The sequence below is a fragment of the Larkinella rosea genome (assembly GCF_003858635.1).
In the GTDB taxonomy this organism is placed as follows: Bacteria; Bacteroidota; Bacteroidia; order Cytophagales; family Spirosomataceae; genus Larkinella; species Larkinella rosea.
Genome location: NZ_RQJO01000007.1, coordinates 1,256,740 through 1,275,251 on the forward strand (window position 1 = coordinate 1,256,740; position 18,512 = coordinate 1,275,251).

The 18,512-nt window shown below is 48.9% G+C and carries 18 protein-coding genes; 12 read left to right on the forward strand and 6 right to left on the reverse strand.

Annotation, left to right across the window (positions count from 1 at the left end):
* Positions 1 to 78: 78 nt before the first annotated feature.
* Entirely contained in the window at positions 79 to 1,248 is a 1,170-nt protein-coding gene (locus EHT25_RS05375; RefSeq protein ID WP_124871752.1) for an alpha/beta hydrolase family protein, read from the forward strand.
* Between the two features lie 14 nt (positions 1,249 to 1,262).
* Here EHT25_RS05375 and EHT25_RS05380 read toward each other — a convergent pair whose 3' ends face one another.
* Entirely contained in the window at positions 1,263 to 2,798 is a 1,536-nt protein-coding gene (locus EHT25_RS05380; protein ID WP_124871755.1) for a caspase family protein, read from the reverse strand.
* 12 nt (positions 2,799 to 2,810) lie between these two features.
* On the reverse strand, positions 2,811 to 3,647 hold the full coding sequence (locus EHT25_RS05385) for a hypothetical protein (RefSeq protein WP_124871757.1): 837 nt from the start codon (positions 3,645 to 3,647) through the stop codon (positions 2,811 to 2,813).
* 585 nt (positions 3,648 to 4,232) lie between these two features.
* Here EHT25_RS05385 and EHT25_RS05390 point away from each other — a divergent pair.
* The 4 genes from EHT25_RS05390 (at position 4,233) to EHT25_RS05405 (ending at position 8,768) form a co-directional block, all read left to right on the forward strand.
* On the forward strand, positions 4,233 to 5,366 hold the full coding sequence (locus EHT25_RS05390) for an FAD-dependent oxidoreductase (RefSeq protein ID WP_124871760.1): 1,134 nt from the start codon (positions 4,233 to 4,235) through the stop codon (positions 5,364 to 5,366).
* Between the two features lie 81 nt (positions 5,367 to 5,447).
* Positions 5,448 to 5,945 (forward strand): RidA family protein, encoded by a 498-nt coding sequence (locus EHT25_RS05395; RefSeq protein ID WP_124873515.1) that lies wholly within the window; start codon positions 5,448 to 5,450, stop codon positions 5,943 to 5,945.
* 186 nt (positions 5,946 to 6,131) lie between these two features.
* Positions 6,132 to 6,488, forward strand: a complete 357-nt coding sequence (locus EHT25_RS05400) for a DUF4406 domain-containing protein (protein WP_124871763.1) — start codon at positions 6,132 to 6,134, stop codon at positions 6,486 to 6,488.
* Positions 6,489 to 6,578: 90 nt separating this feature from the next.
* The gene (locus EHT25_RS05405; RefSeq protein WP_124871766.1) at positions 6,579 to 8,768 is read left to right on the forward strand and encodes an alpha-galactosidase; all 2,190 of its coding nucleotides are present in this window, start codon (positions 6,579 to 6,581) and stop codon (positions 8,766 to 8,768) included.
* A 67-nt stretch (positions 8,769 to 8,835) separates the two neighbouring features.
* Here the strand turns inward: EHT25_RS05405 and EHT25_RS05410 are convergent, their stop codons facing one another.
* Positions 8,836 to 9,189, reverse strand: a complete 354-nt coding sequence (locus tag EHT25_RS05410) for a YciI family protein (RefSeq protein ID WP_124871769.1) — start codon at positions 9,187 to 9,189, stop codon at positions 8,836 to 8,838.
* A 378-nt stretch (positions 9,190 to 9,567) separates the two neighbouring features.
* Between EHT25_RS05410 and EHT25_RS05415 the strand changes: the two genes are divergently transcribed.
* Positions 9,568 to 10,527 (forward strand): L-threonylcarbamoyladenylate synthase, encoded by a 960-nt coding sequence (locus tag EHT25_RS05415; protein WP_124873517.1) that lies wholly within the window; start codon positions 9,568 to 9,570, stop codon positions 10,525 to 10,527.
* A gap of 53 nt (positions 10,528 to 10,580) precedes the next feature.
* Here EHT25_RS05415 and EHT25_RS05420 read toward each other — a convergent pair whose 3' ends face one another.
* Together EHT25_RS05420 and EHT25_RS05425 are read right to left on the reverse strand one after the other, a co-directional pair.
* Positions 10,581 to 12,707, reverse strand: a complete 2,127-nt coding sequence (locus tag EHT25_RS05420) for a M56 family metallopeptidase (RefSeq protein WP_124871772.1) — start codon at positions 12,705 to 12,707, stop codon at positions 10,581 to 10,583.
* 4 nt (positions 12,708 to 12,711) lie between these two features.
* Entirely contained in the window at positions 12,712 to 13,083 is a 372-nt protein-coding gene (locus EHT25_RS05425) for a BlaI/MecI/CopY family transcriptional regulator (RefSeq protein WP_124871775.1), read from the reverse strand.
* A 216-nt stretch (positions 13,084 to 13,299) separates the two neighbouring features.
* Between EHT25_RS05425 and EHT25_RS05430 the strand changes: the two genes are divergently transcribed.
* Complete coding sequence (locus EHT25_RS05430; protein WP_124871778.1) at positions 13,300 to 14,763, forward strand: leucine-rich repeat domain-containing protein; 1,464 nt, start codon at positions 13,300 to 13,302, stop codon at positions 14,761 to 14,763.
* 70 nt (positions 14,764 to 14,833) lie between these two features.
* Here the strand turns inward: EHT25_RS05430 and EHT25_RS05435 are convergent, their stop codons facing one another.
* The gene (locus EHT25_RS05435; protein ID WP_124871781.1) at positions 14,834 to 15,367 is read right to left on the reverse strand and encodes an acyl-CoA thioesterase; all 534 of its coding nucleotides are present in this window, start codon (positions 15,365 to 15,367) and stop codon (positions 14,834 to 14,836) included.
* Positions 15,368 to 15,569: 202 nt separating this feature from the next.
* Here EHT25_RS05435 and EHT25_RS05440 point away from each other — a divergent pair, with 202 nt between their 5' ends.
* The 5 genes from EHT25_RS05440 to EHT25_RS05460 all read left to right on the forward strand — a co-directional run bounded on the left by EHT25_RS05440 (position 15,570) and on the right by EHT25_RS05460 (position 18,511).
* A complete protein-coding gene (locus tag EHT25_RS05440; protein WP_124871784.1) occupies positions 15,570 to 16,019 on the forward strand; it encodes a DUF2147 domain-containing protein in 450 nt (149 codons plus the stop codon).
* Positions 16,020 to 16,142: 123 nt separating this feature from the next.
* On the forward strand, positions 16,143 to 16,328 hold the full coding sequence (locus EHT25_RS05445) for a CsbD family protein (protein ID WP_124871787.1): 186 nt from the start codon (positions 16,143 to 16,145) through the stop codon (positions 16,326 to 16,328).
* Positions 16,329 to 16,849: 521 nt separating this feature from the next.
* Positions 16,850 to 17,245, forward strand: coding sequence for a hypothetical protein (locus tag EHT25_RS05450; protein ID WP_124871790.1), 396 nt, complete (start codon positions 16,850 to 16,852; stop codon positions 17,243 to 17,245).
* A 21-nt stretch (positions 17,246 to 17,266) separates the two neighbouring features.
* Complete coding sequence (locus EHT25_RS05455) at positions 17,267 to 17,452, forward strand: hypothetical protein (RefSeq protein ID WP_124871793.1); 186 nt, start codon at positions 17,267 to 17,269, stop codon at positions 17,450 to 17,452.
* Between the two features lie 144 nt (positions 17,453 to 17,596).
* Positions 17,597 to 18,511, forward strand: coding sequence for an EamA family transporter (locus tag EHT25_RS05460; protein WP_124871796.1), 915 nt, complete (start codon positions 17,597 to 17,599; stop codon positions 18,509 to 18,511).
* Position 18,512: the final 1 nt, after the last annotated feature.

An 18,512-nucleotide genomic window follows, 5' to 3' on the forward strand; every position in this document is an offset into this window, starting at 1 on the left:
GACCACGCGAAAGGGAATCAAATTTTGTCTGCTTTCCAAAAAACATTTACTTTAGCACAACCCAAAAATCGACCTGAAATGCGATCTTTTTTAGCCTCAACCTGTTTGATTTCTCTCCTTTCGCTACCTGCGTTTGCCCAGCCGAATCCCAACCGCCCCGAACTGCGGCAAGGCGCTTATTTCAGCGAGCCCGACGGCGCAAAAGCTCTCCAGAATTGTGCATTGGCCTATAACGACAAAGCATCGTGGGAAAAACGGGCGGCCATGATCCGGCAAGGTATCCGCGAAGGGTTGAAACTCCCGGACAAACCGAACTTCGCTCCCCTGAAACCCATCAGTCACAGTTTAAGGCAAATGGACGGTTATACGGTTGAAAACGTAGCCTTTGAGAGTCTACCCGGTTTTTACATCACCGGAAATCTGTATAAACCGACCGGCGTTTCCGGAAAAACCGCTGCGGTTCTGTGTCCGCACGGACACGTTGCCAACTCCGATGCGCGGTTTGTGGAGCAGACGCAGCAACGCTGTATCACGATGGCAAAAATGGGGGCAGTTGTGTTTGTCTACGACATGCTGGGTTACGGCGATTCAAAACAGTGTAATCATAAATTACCGGAAGCCGCTAAATTACAGACTTTGAACAGCATTCGGGCGCTGGATTACTTAACCGCACTGCCAGAAGTCGATACAAATCGGGTGGCGGTTTCGGGCGAATCGGGCGGAGGGACCCAAACGTTTTTGCTGACGGCGCTCGACTCCCGCGTGAAAGTTTCCGTGCCGGTCGTCATGGTTTCGGCGCATTTCTTCGGTGGTTGCGTTTGCGAGAGCGGCATGCCCATCCACAAACGCCCAACGTTTGAAACCAACAATGTCGAAATCGCAGCTTTGGCAGCCCCCCGACCGATGATCATGATTTCGGACGGTGGCGACTGGACCAAAAATACCCCCACTGTGGAATTCCCGCATGTGCAGCGGATTTACAGTTTCTACGGTGCCAAAAACAAGGTTGAAAACGTGCACCTGCCAAACGAAAAACACGATTTTGGTCCGTCCAAACGGGTTGCGGCCTACCGGTTTCTAGCGCTGCACCTGAAGCTCGATCTCAACAAAGTGACGAAAAACGGGCATATCGACGAAAGCACCAACGTATTACTCAAACCCACTGATTTACAAGTTTTTACTGAGACCCATCCCCGGCCAGCCAATGCGGTCATGGGCGATAATGCGGTGATGGCTTTGTTGAAATAAACGTATTCCACGTTTTAATGACGAAAGTAAAACTCATCCGTTAAGGAGGTCGATTCCCACGGTTTTTGCATTCCTTTTGTCTTTTCCTGAACTTCTTTTCGGACGTTCTGAAATACAGCCGAGATCGACAGATTGGGAACCTGAATTTGGTGGAGAAGAGCTGCGGTATACGTACCGTTGGCCCCTGTGCCATCGGCAGCGGTTTTTCCCGGTGAGGTTGCAAACGCAATCAGCGTACCGGTTGGTGCCTCCATGAAGGCCTGCCCTCCCCCGCCGTTGAGATTTCGTCCCTTTTCTTTTTTCAGAGGATCATCCCGGCAGGCATCCAGGATGATGATATTGGTTCGGGTGTTTGCCTCTTCCATTTGGTCCAGCACGCGCTGGACTTCAACACAATCCGTACCCACATTATCGTCCAGATGTATATCGATCGGGACTATATAGTTTAAGCCATCCCGCTGAATTCCGTGTCCGGCATAGTAAAATAAACCCACCGTGTAATCTTCGCGCCGTAACTTATCACTGAATTCATTCATTGCCTGCTTGATGGCTTTCTGGTCGCCATTTTTCAGAATAATGACGTCAAATTTTACACTTTCCAATGCCGCCTTCATAGCCTCCGCATCGTTAATCGGGTTAGTCAGGGCGGGTACATACGTATAAGCTCCATTGCCAATCACCAGGGCAAGTCGCTTGTCAGGTTTGGTTTTTTTTGACAGTTCCTCCTGCTGTTTGTCCCTCTTTAGCGTTTCCGGCGTGATGATAAATCTCATTTTTCCGGAGTTCCCAGCCGCATCCCGAGCCTCCAGCAGAATGGGATAACTTTCGCTGGTTACGGTTACGCTTGATTCAAACCGGCCGTCTGGGTCAAATTCAACAGAACTTCCGTTTAGCGTTAACTGGGACACTTTGCCGTCCATGTCGCTTACTTTCCCGATGACTTCGACCGTAATGCCTGACTGAACTTTCGCCAGGCGGGCCATACCGCGCTCAGCCGTCAGGCGGGGAGAATAGATTTCAATTGTTGGTCGACTGGTATCTGAAGCTGGTCGACTTGAGGCCAAACCGCCTTTGGCGTAGAAATAGCGATCGATATCGTCAAAAAATTTCTTCTGTTCTTTATCCGTAATTGATTTCGCCAACTCTGGTGGGTTTAAGTACCGGTCAACAGTAGCCATTGCCAACTCGCTTAACGGTACTTTTGGACTACTGGTAAATGTCGTCTGGCAAATGGGTTTGGGATTTGAATTATCAAAGGCCGTTAGGCGAAGGGTAAAGCCTGATTGGTCAGGTGCCCCGAAGACCTTCGCGATGGAGCCTCGAATTTCAATTCTCCAACTCGCTCCTTCCGATTCATCGACCGTTAGCCCCCGCTGCTGAAAATAAGTAATAAACTGTGGCAGTGCATTTTCCAGGTGTGTTCCGTCCGTTGCCGTTGAAGTCGATTTAAAAATTCGAATCGTTACGGGCGGTTTTGGAATCGGGCCAGCGGTGGCACTATTGTTTAATCCAGCCAGGAAGAACCAAAAGAAAAGAATCTTAAACTTCATTGAATCAACTAATTAGTTGGTTGTAACAAGGACCAGCGTTGCTTTTTTATTCCAGAGATCACGTAGTTTTTCGCCCCCTTTCGTAACCGAGCAAATGGCGGTTTTACTTTCGGTCTCGTCACTGCCTTCCAACTTGGTGATTTTAGCTTCGGCCGCATCTTCTTCAATCCAGCGCGTCGTACCATCCGGACGAGTCACTTCATACCGGTGTTTGATGCTGATCCGGGTTTTGTTTTTGATTGACATGATAATTACATCCGTACTGCTGCTAACTACGCTAAGGCCTTCACCCTCAGCCCGGAAGGAAACAATGCCCTTCCGATCACTTTCTTCCAGAATCTGTAAAATTGACAGCGTTGCCGGAAACCGCTCCCGGGCATATGAATTCGCCCGTGAAGACAAGCCCTGCATTGCCCCTAAAAAAGCATCATTGTGATTGGAAGTACTGCTTCTCGAACTGGAAAGCATCCGGGTCTGGGTTTCGTTCGTTACTACGTTGGTCAGCTTGAGCTCAATTACGACCTCACAATCGTGGTAGTAAGTGCTTTTGCCATTCGTCGTTGTGCTTGAATGATTGCCAAAATTTACCGCATTGACCCGGCCCGTAATCAGATAAGCCGGTGTTTTAACAATGGTCGTTTCCAATCCTTTCCGACCGATTTCAGCAATTGTCTCCGGATCCGTCATTTTTACCCGCTTGGAATTTGTAAATCCGCTAAATACAGCGGTTGCCACCTGATCTCCCCGCTCACCTTCGAATCGGCTGACACTCAACAGGGGCTGCGATGACTGAGCAAATGTAAACGTCACGAACAGCAATTTGTAAGACAGTAAAAGGTATGTTTTCATAAAAGATAAAAAGGGAGATTATGGAGGATAAAAGACAATTTTCAGGTAGTTGAATGAGTTTACTGATAATGACTGACCGACTCTTCCCTTTGTCGCAGGAAATGTCAGGAAGATAAGCCGGCTATCCACACCCAACGCGTATTCCGTTCAGGGCTGAATGCGAATCATGCAGGACGATTTCATCCAGGACTCAACCTATCTATTCTAGATACCATTCAGCGGTTATCAGTAACTCCAATTTTTTTTTGAACTACGTCAAAAGCGCATTTTCAAAAAATACCCACTTCCTGCGATTTTGGCTCACGCCAGCCATGAGTTTAGGCATTTTACTGGCCCTGAATTGCCGACAGGATCAATCGCGGCTATTCTACAACATAGAATTCTCTTCTTTAAATAGACCTTATTAACAAATAATTAGGATATATTTTATACCTACCCAAAATCTTATTTTGATTTTCCAAAATTCAAAGTAGATTTATTCCGGCCGCTTACATTTAGTCCAGGCATCCTCGATGGGTTGCCTTTCCAATCATTCACCACCTTATCAATTCTCAAATCAGGCATCCCTGCCCGGACTATTTTGCTATGAATCGTCGAAACTTTTTACACACGGCCGGTATGAGTTCGCTGGCCGTTGCCGCCGGAGTCAGTTCCTGTGCTCCCCGAATGGGTTCAACAGCCACCCTGGCCATGCATCACGTTCCCAAATTGAAGCTCTCGCTGGACCGGATCGTCAAAGAAACCGTTGGTTTACGCCCGTTCCGGGCTTCCGGCCCGCGAATCGCCAAAGAAGCACTCGGGAGCAAAACCATTGTCCACAATTACGGCCACGGTGGCAGCGGCTGGTCACTTTCGTGGGGAACCGGTAATCTGGCCCGCGAGTTGGTTTTGACAACCGGAGAAAAAAAGGTGGCCGTACTGGGTTCTGGAACCGTTGGCCTGGCAACGGCACGCTTGCTGCAGGAAAAAGGCTGTGAAGTGACCATTTACACCAAAGATTTGCCACCGAATGTAACCAGTAATCTGGCAACGGGAACCTGGTCACCAGCCTCGCGGGTTTGCGATCCGAAAGTGGCTACGCAGGTCTTTCATGACCAATGGGAGGCCGCCACCCGGTTTTCATTCCGGCGGTTTCAATTTATGCTCGGAATGGACGATATTGTGTCGTGGGTTGATGAATACGGGGTTAGTAATGAACCGTTCCGCCCGCAGACGGATCCGTCGATGGGCGGAGAAGTGTACCATCTGCCGGGATTGATTCCGGAGCGGAAAGAGTTGACGCCGAAAGAGCATTCGTTTGGGGCCAAATACGTTTCCTGGCGATCGAGTATGATGTTCAACATTCCAAGTTATCTTCATCACCAGCTCAGTACATTCATTATGCTGGGCGGAAAGCTAAAAGTTCATGAGATCAAAAAACTGGAAGATATCGACGCCCTGCCTGAATTATGCATCGTCAATTGTATGGGACTGGGTGCGAAGGAAATTTTCAACGATCAGGAGCTGACACCCATTTCGGGACAACTCGCTTGCCTGATTCCCCAACGGGAAGTGACCTATAAGCTCAATGCCAGAGGTGCCAATATTATTTCGCGAAAAGACGGTATTTACCTGGGCGGGAACGGTATTGTCGGCAATTGGGACACGACGCCCAAACGCGAGGTAACGGAGAAATTTGTCGATACGATCCAGCAGGTGATGAACGAAATGAAAGGCTGATAAGGAACATTCCAACAGACAGTTGATACTACTTTACTCCATATAAACTTTACTTCTGTGAGAAAAATTTTTACGTTTCTGATGATCAGCTTCGCAGTAATTTCCAACGCGGTTTTTGCGCAATCGGTGGAAGGCAAACTTAAGGAGCAGGGCATTGAATTGGCCAAACCCACGCCCTCCCTGGCCAATTATGTCAAAGCCGTGCGAACCGGAAACTTGATTTTTCTGTCCGGGCACGTTTCCAATCGCGCCGACGGAACTGGCATTAAGGGCAAAGTAGGAAAAGACCTGACGGTTGAGCAGGGCTACGAAGCCGCCAAACTGTCGGCTATTGGTTTGTTATCCTCCCTGAAAGCCGAAATTGGCGATCTCAACAAAGTCAAACGGGTCGTAAAGGTCCTGGGAATGGTCAATTCAACACCCGATTTTACGGATCATCCCAAAGTGGTGAACGGCTGCTCGGATCTCCTGGTCACGGTTTTCGGTGACAAAGGCAAACACGCTCGCTCGGCGGTGGGTGTGGCGGCATTACCCTCTGATTACGCCGTGGAGGTAGAAATGATTGTTGAAGTGGAATAAACTTCAATGAAATGGTAAACCCCTTGCCGGTTGCGGATTTGCAATCAGGAAGGGTTTGCATTGGTTTTTGGCTAAATATAACCTAATGAAATAAAAACAATTTGATCAAAATTTATCAATTTCTATCATTAACGATCGTTTTGATTTACATTTATCTTTCTCAAATGATTTCAATCGATCATACTTATGAAAAAGATGATTCTGGTAGCCGGTCCATACAGGTCCGCTACGAACGACGACCCGCGTAAAATTGCCGACAATGTCTCGCTGATGACCAACGTAGCTCTTGAATTACTGGAAAAAGGGTATTTGCCAATACTTGGTGAATGGGTGGCGTTGCCGTTGATCGAAGCGGCTGGTTCCCAGCAAATTGGCGATGCGATTTTCACTAAAATCTTCCATCCGGTTGCCATCGACTTGCTGTCTCACTGCGATGCGGTTTTGCGGGTTGGCGGCCCTTCCCAGGGAGCCGACGAAATGCTGGTCCAGGCCCGCCAGTTGGGGAAAGCGGTTTTTAGGTCAATATCGGAGATCCATTTTTAAAAAGAGGTTGATTCTGCGCAGCATTTGGTGGGAATGAATGGCAATAAAGCTACTTTTCTTAGCTTTGTGACCTTTAACTGTACGCTGTTCATGAAATTTATCCTTCTATTGCTGGTCTCTATTACGCTGATTGCAAGCGCCGTTGGGTCGGCCCCCGGCGACACGCAAATCACGATTGAAACCCAACATACCGCACTGGTCATCCGGGTTAGTAAAGACGGCGACCCAACCATCATTCACCTGGGAAAACGGCTGCAAAATGGGGCGGATTACGCCTTATTGCCAGACAACGAAAAGCGCGGGGAGGATTATACGAAGATTTACAATTCCGCTTATACCCCGGCGGGTGGTCGCAATTTACTGGAACCGGCCCTTCAGGTCTCACACGCCGACGGCAACCCGTCGTCCGACCTCAAATATGTCCGGCACGAAACACAGCATGTCGCCGACGACGTGGTTTTGACGACGGTTTTCCTAAAAGATCCGCAATATCCATTCGAGGTAAAGCTGTTCTACAAAGCCTACCAGAACGAAGATGTAATCGAACAATGGTCGAGTATTCGCCATACGGAGAAAAAAACCGTTCGTTTGCAGAAATACGCTTCCGCCAATTTATACATTCCGGCGCAGAATTATTATTTGACGCATTTTCACGGCGACTGGGCTCGGGAGATGAATCCGGAAGAAATCCCGTTGACGTCGGGCTTGAAAGTGCTCGATACGAAGCTCGGAACCCGGACTGATCTTTTCCAGCCGCCTTCCTTTCTGTTGTCGTTGAATAAACCGGCTGAAGAAGAAACCGGTGAAGTCATCGCCGGAACCCTGGCCTGGTCGGGGAATTATCAGATTCAGTTCGAGGTCGATCCGCTCCGTAATCTAAGGCTGATCGCGGGCATTAATCCCTACGCTTCGGAGTATATGCTGGCTCCGGAAAAAGAGTTTGTAACCCCGGCATTTCTGTTTACCTATTCGACTGCGGGCAAAGGACAAGCGAGCCGAAATTTACACCGCTGGGCCCGGAAACACCGCATTCCGCAGGGCGAAGGAAACCGTCTAACACTGTTAAACAACTGGGAAGCGACGTATTTCGACTTTAACGAAGAAAAACTGACCACTTTGTTCAAAGATGGGAAGAAACTGGGCGTCGATTTATTCCTGTTGGATGACGGCTGGTTTGCCAACAAATATCCCCGAAATGATGACCATACCGGTCTTGGCGACTGGCAGGAAAACAAGCAGAAACTCCCCCACGGTTTGGGGTATCTGGTCAAAGAAGCTGAGCGCGCGGGCATCAAATTCGGGATCTGGCTGGAACCCGAAATGGTCAGCCCAAAGAGTGAATTGTACGAAAAACACCCCGACTGGGTGATTAAACTGCCCAACCGCTCCGAGTATTATTTCCGGAATCAACTGGTTCTGGATTTGTCGAATCCGAAAGTTCAGGAATTCGTCTACGGGGTTGTGGACGGCATTTTGACAAAAAATCCAACACTCGGTTACATCAAATGGGATTGCAATGCGGTGATTTATAATGCGTTCTCGGCTACAAACCCAAACCCTTCCCACCTGTTCGTCGAATACGTTCAGGGGCTTTACAAGGTAATGGAAAAACTTCGGGCCAAATACCCGACTCTGCCATTGATGCTGTGTTCGGGCGGTGGTGGACGGGTCGACTACGGAGCATTGAAATACTTCACGGAGTTTTGGCCAAGTGACAACACCGACGGTTTGGAGCGGATTTTCATTCAGTGGAACTACTCGTATTTCTTCCCCGCCATTGCCACCTGTAATCACATCACCGACTGGGGGAAACAATCTATCAAATTCCGGACGGACGTCGCCATGATGGGCAAAATGGGCTACGATATAGTCGTCAGTAAACTGGATGAGAAAGAGTTAGCATTCAGTCAGCAGGCGCTTCAGACCTACAGCCGGGTCAAGGATATCATCTGGAAGGGCGATCTTTTCCGGCTCACTTCCCCCTACGGCAACGACCTGGCTTCGCTCATGTACGTCAGCGAAAAACAGGATAAAGCCCTATGGTTCAGTTATCTGGTTGGAAACCGCTATCGGGACGGCAGTCGGGCACCCATCAAACTGAAGGGCCTGAATCCGGAAAAGAAATATAAAATTCAGGAGGTAAACGTCTATCCCGGCACCAATTCGCCGATCAACCGCACTCAAACGATATATTCAGGTGATTACCTGATGACGGTAGGTTTCAATCCGTCCGTTGACTCAAGACGGGAAAGCGTCGTGCTGGAAATCACTGAAAATTAGTTGTTTGAATGATGAACGATGAAATGGCTGGCGCAAATATTCATCGTTCATCATTCGTCATTTAAATCTACCCGAAGTTCTGTATTTGCCGCACTTCTACTTTCCCACCAGTTTCAAAAATAGGGCAACCTTTTGAAAGTGCGATCGCTTCGTCGAAGGTGTCGGCCGTGAAAATCATGTAGCCCCCCACAATTTCTTTGCCTTCGGTATACGGCCCGTCGGTAACCACAGTTCCGCCGTTGCTCAACACCTTGCCTTCGGGCAGCAAACCTTCCGTACCGATTAATTTTCCCTGAGCGGCAATACCGCCAATCCAGGTATTCCATTTCTCGATTTCGGCCTGAAAGTCTTCGGGCGACAATTCCTGAAACATTTGTTCGCCAGCTTGTTGTCCGTGGAAGATGAGCATGAATTTTTCCATTTTCGTAAGTAAAGTTTGAAGTGATTGATTGATTTTTGACCCTAAGACGAACGAAGGAGTGGAAACCGGACAGCAAATTCAAAACTTTTTTTTATTGGATCAAAAAACCATTTTCCCACCCCAATCAACTCTAATTAAATACCTAACAGTAAGACAATTACATCAAACAATAGTTAATTGTAATTTTCTAAATCAACTGGTGAGAAATAGCAACCTAACCAGCCGGGCCGTATTCTTCGCATTGAGTTTGAGCAGCAGGCTCTCGTAGCAGTTGTCGACGGTGCCTATGCTGTTCAACAGGGGGCTGTATCATCGGGAACGCAAAATTGGGGCAACAGCCACGCTAACTCCCAAAAAATAATGCAGTATCTTTGCGGCATGGTACAGATTGGAACGGACGTTCAAAAGGCGAAGGAGTTTCTGATGCAGGGTGATCTGATTGGTCTTCCAACCGAAACGGTATACGGGCTGGCAGCAAATGCCCTGAATCCGGATGCGGTTTTGAAAATATTTAGGGTAAAAAACCGCCCCTCCTTTGATCCGCTCATTGTTCATACCGACTCCGTTGACAAAGTTCAGACATTTGTAACGGCCATTCCGGAACTGGCTCGTCGGCTTGCCGAACGGTTCTGGCCCGGGCCGCTAACGATTCTGCTACCCAAAAAACCGATCATTCCGGACCTGGTTACCTCGGGTCTTGAAACGGTGGCGATTCGGATCCCTAATCATCCAATGGCGCTCAGATTGCTCTCCATGCTCGATTTTCCGCTGGCCGCCCCAAGTGCCAACCCCTTTGGTTACATCAGCCCCACCACGGCCCGGCACGTTAGCGAGCAGTTGGGCAACCGGATTCCGTACGTGCTCGACGGCGGTTCTGCACAAGTGGGCATTGAATCGACGATCATCGGTTTTGCGGAGGGCGGGCCAATTGTCTACCGGCTGGGCGGAATGTCGCTGGAAAAACTGGAAGCGCTGGTGGGCAAGGTTTCGGTACGGAGCCATTCTACCTCCAATCCGAAGGCCCCCGGCATGTTGAGCAGTCATTATGCTCCCCGAAAACCGCTCTTATTGAAAACACCGGCCCAGGCGTTGGTGAATTATAAACCGGAACGAATCGGGGTGCTGGCCTTTGAAGAAATTACGCCCCTGGTGCCGGTTGAGCACCAACAGATTCTGTCGCTGGCGGGCGATATTTCCGAAGCGGCCAAAAACCTTTTTGCGGCCATGCGGGCGCTGGATGCGTTCGATATCGATGTGATCGTGACCGAGTTGTTACCCGAAACCGGTTTGGGTCGGGCAATCAACGACCGCTTGCGTCGGGCCGCTTTTAAAGGGTAAGCATGCGAAACACCCCTAAACAGGTATTTCGCATGCTTACCCTTTTCCTCCCATCAATCAACTTTCACTTTTGCCGGTTTTGGCGTTAAAGTTTTCGTTTTCCCCTTGTTTTTGTCGGCTTTCTTGCCATCAGAGATCCACACGCCCTCACCCGTTTCGCGGGCCACGGCGGGTTCGGGCGGAACAGGCGGAGCGGCAGGTACTGCCGGAATGGAGGCTACCGCCGGAACTGACGGAACCGTGGCAGCGGCAGACGGTGGCGGTGGTGGATAAGCAGCCCGGGCCGCTTTGGGCATTTCTTCCGGACTATTGTAGCGTTTGCCGTTGTACCAGTAAGCGCCTTTCACCCGGACCGGTTTTGGCAATCGGCCAGGCCGGGGAGCCGGATCTGGAACCGGTGCAATGGCGGGTACAGGTGTGGGCGCAGCTTCAATAGCCGGAATGTCGGGTACCGCCTGGAATTCCAGCACCTTCGAGCGAAGCGTATCCAGATTGTACAATTTTTCCTTCAACATCAGCATTTCAGTGGCGTGTGAACTGGCGGCATTGGCACGTTCAGCCGCTTTAGCATGAAACAAGCTCAACGAATCATTCAGATGTTGCAGGGAACTTGCAGTGAGTTCCTGTATTTTTTCGTGCGCCCGGGCAAACGCCTGTTCGTTGAGTCGTTCCAATTGCTTTTCCATTTGCAGAACATCCCGCTGGGCTTTCTCCAACCGCTTTAGCTCTTCCTGGTTCAGTTTTCCGTCCATCCGAACTCGTTTCTGTTCTAATTCTGCCGCCCGCTGCGCATTGCGTTCCAGTTCGTTCTGCATCTGCTGCAGTTGTGCGTTTACTTTGCCCTGCTCCAACGCAGCCAGTTGCAACGCATTGTTTTTCAGTTCCAATAGTTGTTCCAGCTCAAACTTCGGAGTTATTTTACCCATTTCCCGCTCGAGTCGTTTCATTTCCTCCGTATGATACTCCAGCTCTTTCTCCAGCCTGATTCGGGTGAATGGATCAATCGTATCGGTTTTCACAAATTCAACCTGAGGCTCCCGTTTTTCCAATAGCGTCAGATTGATTTCCTTCGGCTCCGACCGATCGATATTCGTGTCAGTATCGGATTTCCACGTATTTATCGTAGTGGAATCGCCGTATCGCCGATGACCATTGGCTGGCTGAAATACAGTCTGTCCCGTTACCAGGCCGGTCAATAAAACCAGGCAGCCGGCCACCAGCAAACCGTTCGGTTTGGCATTCGACTGTTTTTCGCTAATACCAATGACCCGCTTTACCCGCTGAACGAACGATTGTTTTCGGGCCCCAAATGCCATCGCGAGGGCTGGCGTGGACAAAACCGCCTGCCGACGTTCTTCGATGTGGACCAGCGCCTGAGCCAGACTCGCCCGGTCACCACAGAGTCGAATCGCCACGTCGTCGCAGCAATGTTCGCGCTCCTCGCGCACCCGCGCCGACAGCCACCAGATAGCCGGATGAAAAAACAGCAGGATTTCGACCGCCGATTGAATGAGATTAATCAGGTAATCGTACCGCCGGATATGTGCCAGTTCATGCGCCAAAACCGCTTCTACCTGACGGGGCGACAATCCGGCCAGCAAACCGATAGGTATCAGAACGATGGGCTTCAGCCAGCCAATGGTCATCGGTACCGAAATTTCCGACGATTCCACCAGCCGGATGGCCCCGGAAATACCCAGTTGACGGCTTACCTGGTTGAGATACGTTTGCCAGGCCTGAGGAGCTTCCTTGGCATTTTTACGCGTTAACCGCTGGACAAAAACCCAGCCGCCAAGCAGCCGCACCATCAGCAGAGCCGCACCGCAAGACCAGACCGTTACGAGCAAAGGAAAATAGTGGTTCAACCCGCTCGTCAGTTCATCGATCCAGGTAGTAGAAATCGGTGGCGTCAGAATCAGGGCATTCTGGCTTCCCCCGTCGATCAACATCGTAGTCTGAAAGGGTTCGTAACCTAACCAGCAAGTTGCCAGAAACATCAGGAGTTGCAACACCAGCGTACCAATTCCAATTCCGTAACGCACAGACGACGCGCGTTTCTGAGTAAGCCGCAACGCCAGCGCAGCCGCAGCGACTAAAACCGTTCCCTGCCAGAGTGTGTGCACCAACGCCCAGCCCAGCGCATTGGTCAGCGGTTCTGAAAATAGGTTGAAAAAGTTCATCAGTTTAGTTGTTTTCCGGGTTTAGATTATCAATGAGTCGCTGTAATGCTGCTAGTTCCTGCGGAGTTGCCTTGCTGTTCCCCAAGGCCTGCATCACCAGTTTCATGGCCGAACCCCGAAAAGCCGTATCCACAAACCGATCGAGCAAATGTTGCTGCGTTTCGGCTTCTCCAATCAGGGCCTGATAGATGTGATAACGCCCTTCTTCGGTCCGGCTGAGAAGCCCTTTCTCGTGCATGATCTGCATTAATTTCAAGGTGGTAGTATACCCCACCTCTTTCGCCTGGCTCAACTGCTCATTTACCTGTCGCACCGTGCTGGGACCGTTCGCCCAGAGCACTTGCAAAATTTCCAGTTCAGATTCCGTTGGTTTCATGATCTATTGTTTACTGTCCGAATTGAATTAATATGGCTTGCCGTTCTTATCTACGAAATTGTTCGTAACAAAGATATACGAATTGTTTCGTAGAAGTCAAGTATTTACTACGAAACAATTCGTAATAAATGTTAAATATATTTCTGTACCGAAATGCGTATTTTAAACTAAATTTGTCGTTATTCACCTAAGCTATACGTTAACGGGCACTACTTTATGACTAAATACCTGTTTTTCATTGCGTTACTTTTGTTATCGGGAAAGATTTGCGCCCAAACGGTGTGCCTCACGGAAGCACAGCATTCGGCTATGGCCAAAAAGCTGGCGAAGGAATATACGCTGGTTGATCAGATTGTTGACCCCGGTTTCCGAACCCGCAAACCCGGTTTTCGCACGGAGGATGACATGGAACCGGGTGAAAAGAAACGATTGGAGTTAAATAACCAGTTCGGGCGGGACATCAATCAGGCGTTGAAACAGGCCAATATATTGCAGGATACCACCTGTTACCTGATGGTTAGTCTTTACGCCAATCCCGACGGTTCCGTCAACCGGGTTTATTACCGGTTTGGCTTCGACATCACCCGGTTGCGCTCGGACAGTATGGCGATTGCCCGACTAAAAAATCGCGTCGACCCCGTTCTTTGCCAGTGGTTTTCAACCTATCATTTTCCGATCGCGGGTGATAAACCGTATCTATTCTCGAGCAGTTTGGCCATCGGTAAGTTGCCTTCCAAACGAAAATTGCGCCGGGGACCGGGGATTCTGACAACGATTGCCGAAGCCGAAAAAACCGCCCGCCCGGATACGGTCAGGCACCTGGTCCTGAACACACTGGAGTTAACGGAAGTCCCGGAGGTAATCTACCGGTTTCCGAATCTGGAAATACTTGATTTGAGCACCAATAACATCAGCGTAATTTCCGAAAAAGTGTTTACGATTCCGAAGTTAAGTCAGCTCAATGTTTCCGGTAATCCGCTGGGCAATGAAGGGTTGCAGGGGAGTCGCAATAAACACCTGAAAATCCTGAATATTCAATCGACGAAAATAACCGCCATTCCGAAATCCGTCGCCAAAAACCGGCGCCTGGAAAGTCTTTGGGTGGGACGGAATGATTTTTCGGGTGGCTTAACGACCGCGCCCCTGCGCCGGATGCGCCGACTTAAAGACCTGAATCTTTACGAAGCCAAATTAAATGAAATCCCCAATGCCATCCGTCGGCTGAAACGCCTGGAGGTACTGGACCTCTACCACAACAATTTACGCGTCTTGCCGGAACGGCTCTGCAAGCTAAAACGGTTGCAGCAACTGGCGATTTCCAACAACAAACTCAACGAACTTCCACGCAACCTGGGCCGATTGCGGAAGCTTCAGGTTTTGTATACCCACCATAATTTTCTGGGCAATTTGCCGGCCAGCTTTCAGAAACTTTATTATCTACGAATTTTGGGGATTAGTCACAATGTTTTCCGCACCATTCCCGATCCGGTGATGTCGCTGCCTTACCTGGAAGAACTTGATCTAAGTCACAACCGCTTGACTGATCTTCCCACGAATCTTACCCAGCTCCACACGCTCAAAAGGCTTTATGTTCGGGGGAATCCCGTGAGTGAGGATAAAACCGTGTCCAGCAGCCTGATCAAAGAGCTGGAAAACAACAAAACGGAGGTTTATTATTAAAAAAAAATAGGGCGGAATGCACCACAAAAGCCACGCATTCCACCCTATTCACTCGTTGGCTTTCCTCCTGTTAGTCACCCTGAACCCCTTCCACCAGCAGCTCGTCTTTGATCTGCCGGATGCGATCGTTAAAATTCAGATTATGGAAATCAACGTCGCGCATGCAGATGGCGCTCAGGAACGCCATGACTTCCGGATCGTGCGGAATCCGCCGTCCGGTGACAACACTGACGTATTTTGAGGTCATCCAAAGGACATTTTTCAATTGTTTCCCCGAATCGTCGGTCATGTAATACTCCGTTACGAGTGTATCTTCGTTGAAATAGACGATGCGGGACACGATCCGAATCCATTCATTGACCATCGCCGGACGCACATAGGCAATCTGATGCTGGTAAACCACCCAACTGGTTTTGTACTCGCGAAACAACTGTGCCGGACTGAAGTTATACTGCGTGGCGACCTGATCTTCCCGTGCGTTGAAATAATAATCGAAGTATTTGGCGTTGTTGAGGTGCTGCAACGGATCACAATCCTGAAAACGGACAATTGTACGCGACTCCGTTTCGTGCGGATAGGTTCTGTTTGGATCTAATTTTATCATAGTGGAATGATTCAGCCGGACGAACTGGCAGTAAACGGCAAATTTTCTGTAAATGTAAAGCCTTGGTTACGAATGGCAATACATCCGCAACTATCGAGCTGTTTCTGTAATAGTGCGAAGGCCGGTCGTATCCATTTTTTTTAAATTTTCACGTTTAGTTAATACTGAATTGCTTACTTTCATCAACCCATTAAAAAAGACAATGAAATCGTTTCGTTTGATTGCCGTTTTTTGCCTTCTATTCAGTTCGCTCACTGCCTTTACCCCCCAAAATAATCCGGATGCCGTTTTGGGCACCTGGCTTAATGGTACCAAGCGGGGCCACATTCAGATTTACAAAAAGGGCGATCACTATTTTGGCAAACTCGTCTGGCTGCGCGAGCCCACAGAACCCTCGACGGGTAAACCCAAAACGGACTTAAAAAACAATCAGGCCAACCTGCGAAGCCGCCCGTTGATGGGATTGGACGTGATGCAGGGCTTTGTGTATGATGGCGGCAAAGTGTGGGAAAACGGCAGCATTTATAATCCCGAAGACGGCAAAGAATATAGCTGCAAAATGACACTTAAAAACCCCAATACGCTCGATGTGCGCGGGTATGTGGGCATCTCGCTTCTTGGCAAAACCCAAACCTGGACCCGGGTGAACTAGCCAAAGCGGTTCCCGAAATAAAATACGGTTTTCAAACATTTTTTGCTCCAGACGGTTATAATATCAGGATTTACAGAAATCCGGTTTGTATCACTTACACTCACGTTATAACAATTATCAATCATGAACGAGACAACAATAAAAGGCGGCTGGAACGAATTGAAAGGCAAAATCAAACAAGCCTATGGCGATCTGACCGACGACGATCTGACGTATGCGGAAGGAAAGGAAGACGAAATGTGGGGCAAACTCCAGCAAAAAACCGGTAAAACAAAAGACGAAATCAGGAAAGCGGCAGCCGACCTGTAATCATATTGATTTAATCAAAACCGCCCGGCCTTGAAACGTCGGGCGGTTTTTTTGTATCCCCTCTTCCACGTTGCATCTTTACCCGATTTATAGCGTGGTGTCTATGCTACTAACCTCGTTCGACCGCATATCAACGGCAATCGGATTTTCTAATTCTACGAATTAACATCAGGGTAACCTTGAATCCGTGCTATCGTTTTCAGACACAGTTGCGCCTTTCAATATAACGGAAGTGCCAGTAATCAATCCGTTCTCTCCCATCGGTTTTTTTGCAAATCCCTGTCTGACAACCGAATGCATTAAAAACCGTTCTGCGTTGAAAACCTTTTGGCAAAGGAACAGGATACCCGGCAGGGTACCGTATAAAAACCGCCATTCTGCTTGCGCCGATTTTATTTCATAAGCTTCCAAAAACCGGTGTTACTTTTTCACCGATCATGCATCTAAATGGGGAAGGAAACGTTCAACTCATTTTCAGCCAATCTATAACTGTATTCATTTACTGTAACTTCGTTCCCTGAATGTGTAACCAGCAACCATCCAATCCGATTGCCCATTATACCGGTTTATTGCCCAGATGGGGAAAAGCCGCCGACGAAATTTACCAAAATTATCATTTTTTAAATCTGACGCTTACCCAGACCGACCGCTTGCTGATACCGCCGGATGCGTTACAAAAACTGGTAGCGCTGAAAGAATTACTGGTCCACACGCTTACCGGATTACTCCAGGATCTGCCCGCCACCACCCATCGGCTATCCAATGAAACCGATCAATCGCTCGGGCGATTTAATGCACACACGATTACGTTACAAAATATCAATCACCAGACGGACGCCATTTTTAAAGAATTGCTGGGGCAATACCCCGCGCTGCAAAACTGGTTCGATTCGATTGATGATGAATACGCATCCTAACCCTATTTCTCCGCCCACAGTATGAACGATACGGTTTACGTCAATGAATTACTCCGACGACTAAAAACCACCAACGACCCGAGCCTGTTCGATGCGTTGTTCGCCATGTACATTTATCGGTATCGCCAGGTGTTCGACAACACGGTTCAATTTACAGTAATCGAAAAGGCTCCCGACTCACTTCAGCTGGAGTTGTGCCGTAATTAGAGCTGTCGTTCTGCTGTTGTCTGCCGGATTTCGATTCTAATCCATTATTAAAATTAATCACCTCCATTAAAAAATATTGAGAATTGTTGCTGGAAATATTTCTATTTCTTTGGTGTTGCTCTAGTAATCAGGGAAATTTGAACTATGAATACAGCACTTGCTAAAAAACCACATCCATCTCGATTAAAACTCTGGTCGGCCTTAATCTCCGTATATATTTTGTGGGGATCAACCTTCCTGTTTGTTCATTTCATGACCGAAAAGATGCCTCCTCTGTACATGGCATCGATCCGGCTAAGTACCGCTGGCCTGATTTTATACCTGTACGCCCGTTTTACCGGCACCCCGGTTCCAGCCAGAAAGCAATGGATTTCGGCCGGAATTATCGGCTTTCTGTTGCTGACAATTGCCAACGGTTCTACGTCGATGGCGCTCCAGTACGTGCCGTCAAGCATTGCTGCCCTGCTGGCTGCCCTCGTACCGTTATTCATCATCTTGTTTAACTGGATTAGCTTTAATCACAAACGTCCCAGTAACCTATCCCTAGCCGGTTTAGCCGTCGGACTGGTGGGGGTGTCGCTGCTGATTCAGCCAACGGATGCGAACGTTTCTTCCATGCACAACACCTGGATTGGAATCGGATTAATCATGGTGGCCAACGTGGCCTGGGCAATTGGCACGCTTTTATCTGCCCGGCTTCATTTACCTTCTCAACTGATTTCCAGCGCCATCCAGATGCTAATTGGCGGTGGGGTTCTTTTTCTATTCAGCATGCTGACAGAAAACGTCAGCCTGGATAGCATCAGTAATGCGCCCACAAAAGCCATTGGTGCACTAATTTACCTCATCATTTTCGGTTCCATCATCGGTTTTTCGTCGTTTGCCTGGCTGGCCCGCAACGCGTCGCCGAGCCTGGTTTCCACCTATGCGTACGTGAATCCGGTGGTTGCCATGATCCTGGGCTGGGCGCTGGCTGGAGAAAGCCTGACGATCAATTCCGTTATGGCCGCCCTGATTATCTTATCCGGTGTTATCCTGATTACAATGGGACGAAAATAAG

Excerpts from the sequence above, each read along its gene's own strand:
- EHT25_RS05375 (WP_124871752.1), top strand. The coding sequence starts at position 79 with ATGCGATCTTTTTTAGCCTCAACCTGTTTGATTTCTCTCCTTTCGCTA.
- EHT25_RS05380 (WP_124871755.1), bottom strand. The coding sequence starts at position 2,798 with ATGAAGTTTAAGATTCTTTTCTTTTGGTTCTTCCTGGCTGGATTAAAC.
- EHT25_RS05385 (WP_124871757.1), bottom strand. The coding sequence starts at position 3,647 with ATGAAAACATACCTTTTACTGTCTTACAAATTGCTGTTCGTGACGTTT.
- EHT25_RS05390 (WP_124871760.1), top strand. The coding sequence starts at position 4,233 with ATGAATCGTCGAAACTTTTTACACACGGCCGGTATGAGTTCGCTGGCC.
- EHT25_RS05395 (WP_124873515.1), top strand. The coding sequence starts at position 5,448 with ATGATCAGCTTCGCAGTAATTTCCAACGCGGTTTTTGCGCAATCGGTG.
- EHT25_RS05400 (WP_124871763.1), top strand. The coding sequence starts at position 6,132 with ATGAAAAAGATGATTCTGGTAGCCGGTCCATACAGGTCCGCTACGAAC.
- EHT25_RS05405 (WP_124871766.1), top strand. The coding sequence starts at position 6,579 with ATGAAATTTATCCTTCTATTGCTGGTCTCTATTACGCTGATTGCAAGC.
- EHT25_RS05410 (WP_124871769.1), bottom strand. The coding sequence starts at position 9,189 with ATGGAAAAATTCATGCTCATCTTCCACGGACAACAAGCTGGCGAACAA.
- EHT25_RS05415 (WP_124873517.1), top strand. The coding sequence starts at position 9,568 with ATGGTACAGATTGGAACGGACGTTCAAAAGGCGAAGGAGTTTCTGATG.
- EHT25_RS05420 (WP_124871772.1), bottom strand. The coding sequence starts at position 12,707 with ATGAACTTTTTCAACCTATTTTCAGAACCGCTGACCAATGCGCTGGGC.
- EHT25_RS05425 (WP_124871775.1), bottom strand. The coding sequence starts at position 13,083 with ATGAAACCAACGGAATCTGAACTGGAAATTTTGCAAGTGCTCTGGGCG.
- EHT25_RS05430 (WP_124871778.1), top strand. The coding sequence starts at position 13,300 with ATGACTAAATACCTGTTTTTCATTGCGTTACTTTTGTTATCGGGAAAG.
- EHT25_RS05435 (WP_124871781.1), bottom strand. The coding sequence starts at position 15,367 with ATGATAAAATTAGATCCAAACAGAACCTATCCGCACGAAACGGAGTCG.
- EHT25_RS05440 (WP_124871784.1), top strand. The coding sequence starts at position 15,570 with ATGAAATCGTTTCGTTTGATTGCCGTTTTTTGCCTTCTATTCAGTTCG.
- EHT25_RS05445 (WP_124871787.1), top strand. The coding sequence starts at position 16,143 with ATGAACGAGACAACAATAAAAGGCGGCTGGAACGAATTGAAAGGCAAA.
- EHT25_RS05450 (WP_124871790.1), top strand. The coding sequence starts at position 16,850 with ATGTGTAACCAGCAACCATCCAATCCGATTGCCCATTATACCGGTTTA.
- EHT25_RS05455 (WP_124871793.1), top strand. The coding sequence starts at position 17,267 with ATGAACGATACGGTTTACGTCAATGAATTACTCCGACGACTAAAAACC.
- EHT25_RS05460 (WP_124871796.1), top strand. The coding sequence starts at position 17,597 with ATGAATACAGCACTTGCTAAAAAACCACATCCATCTCGATTAAAACTC.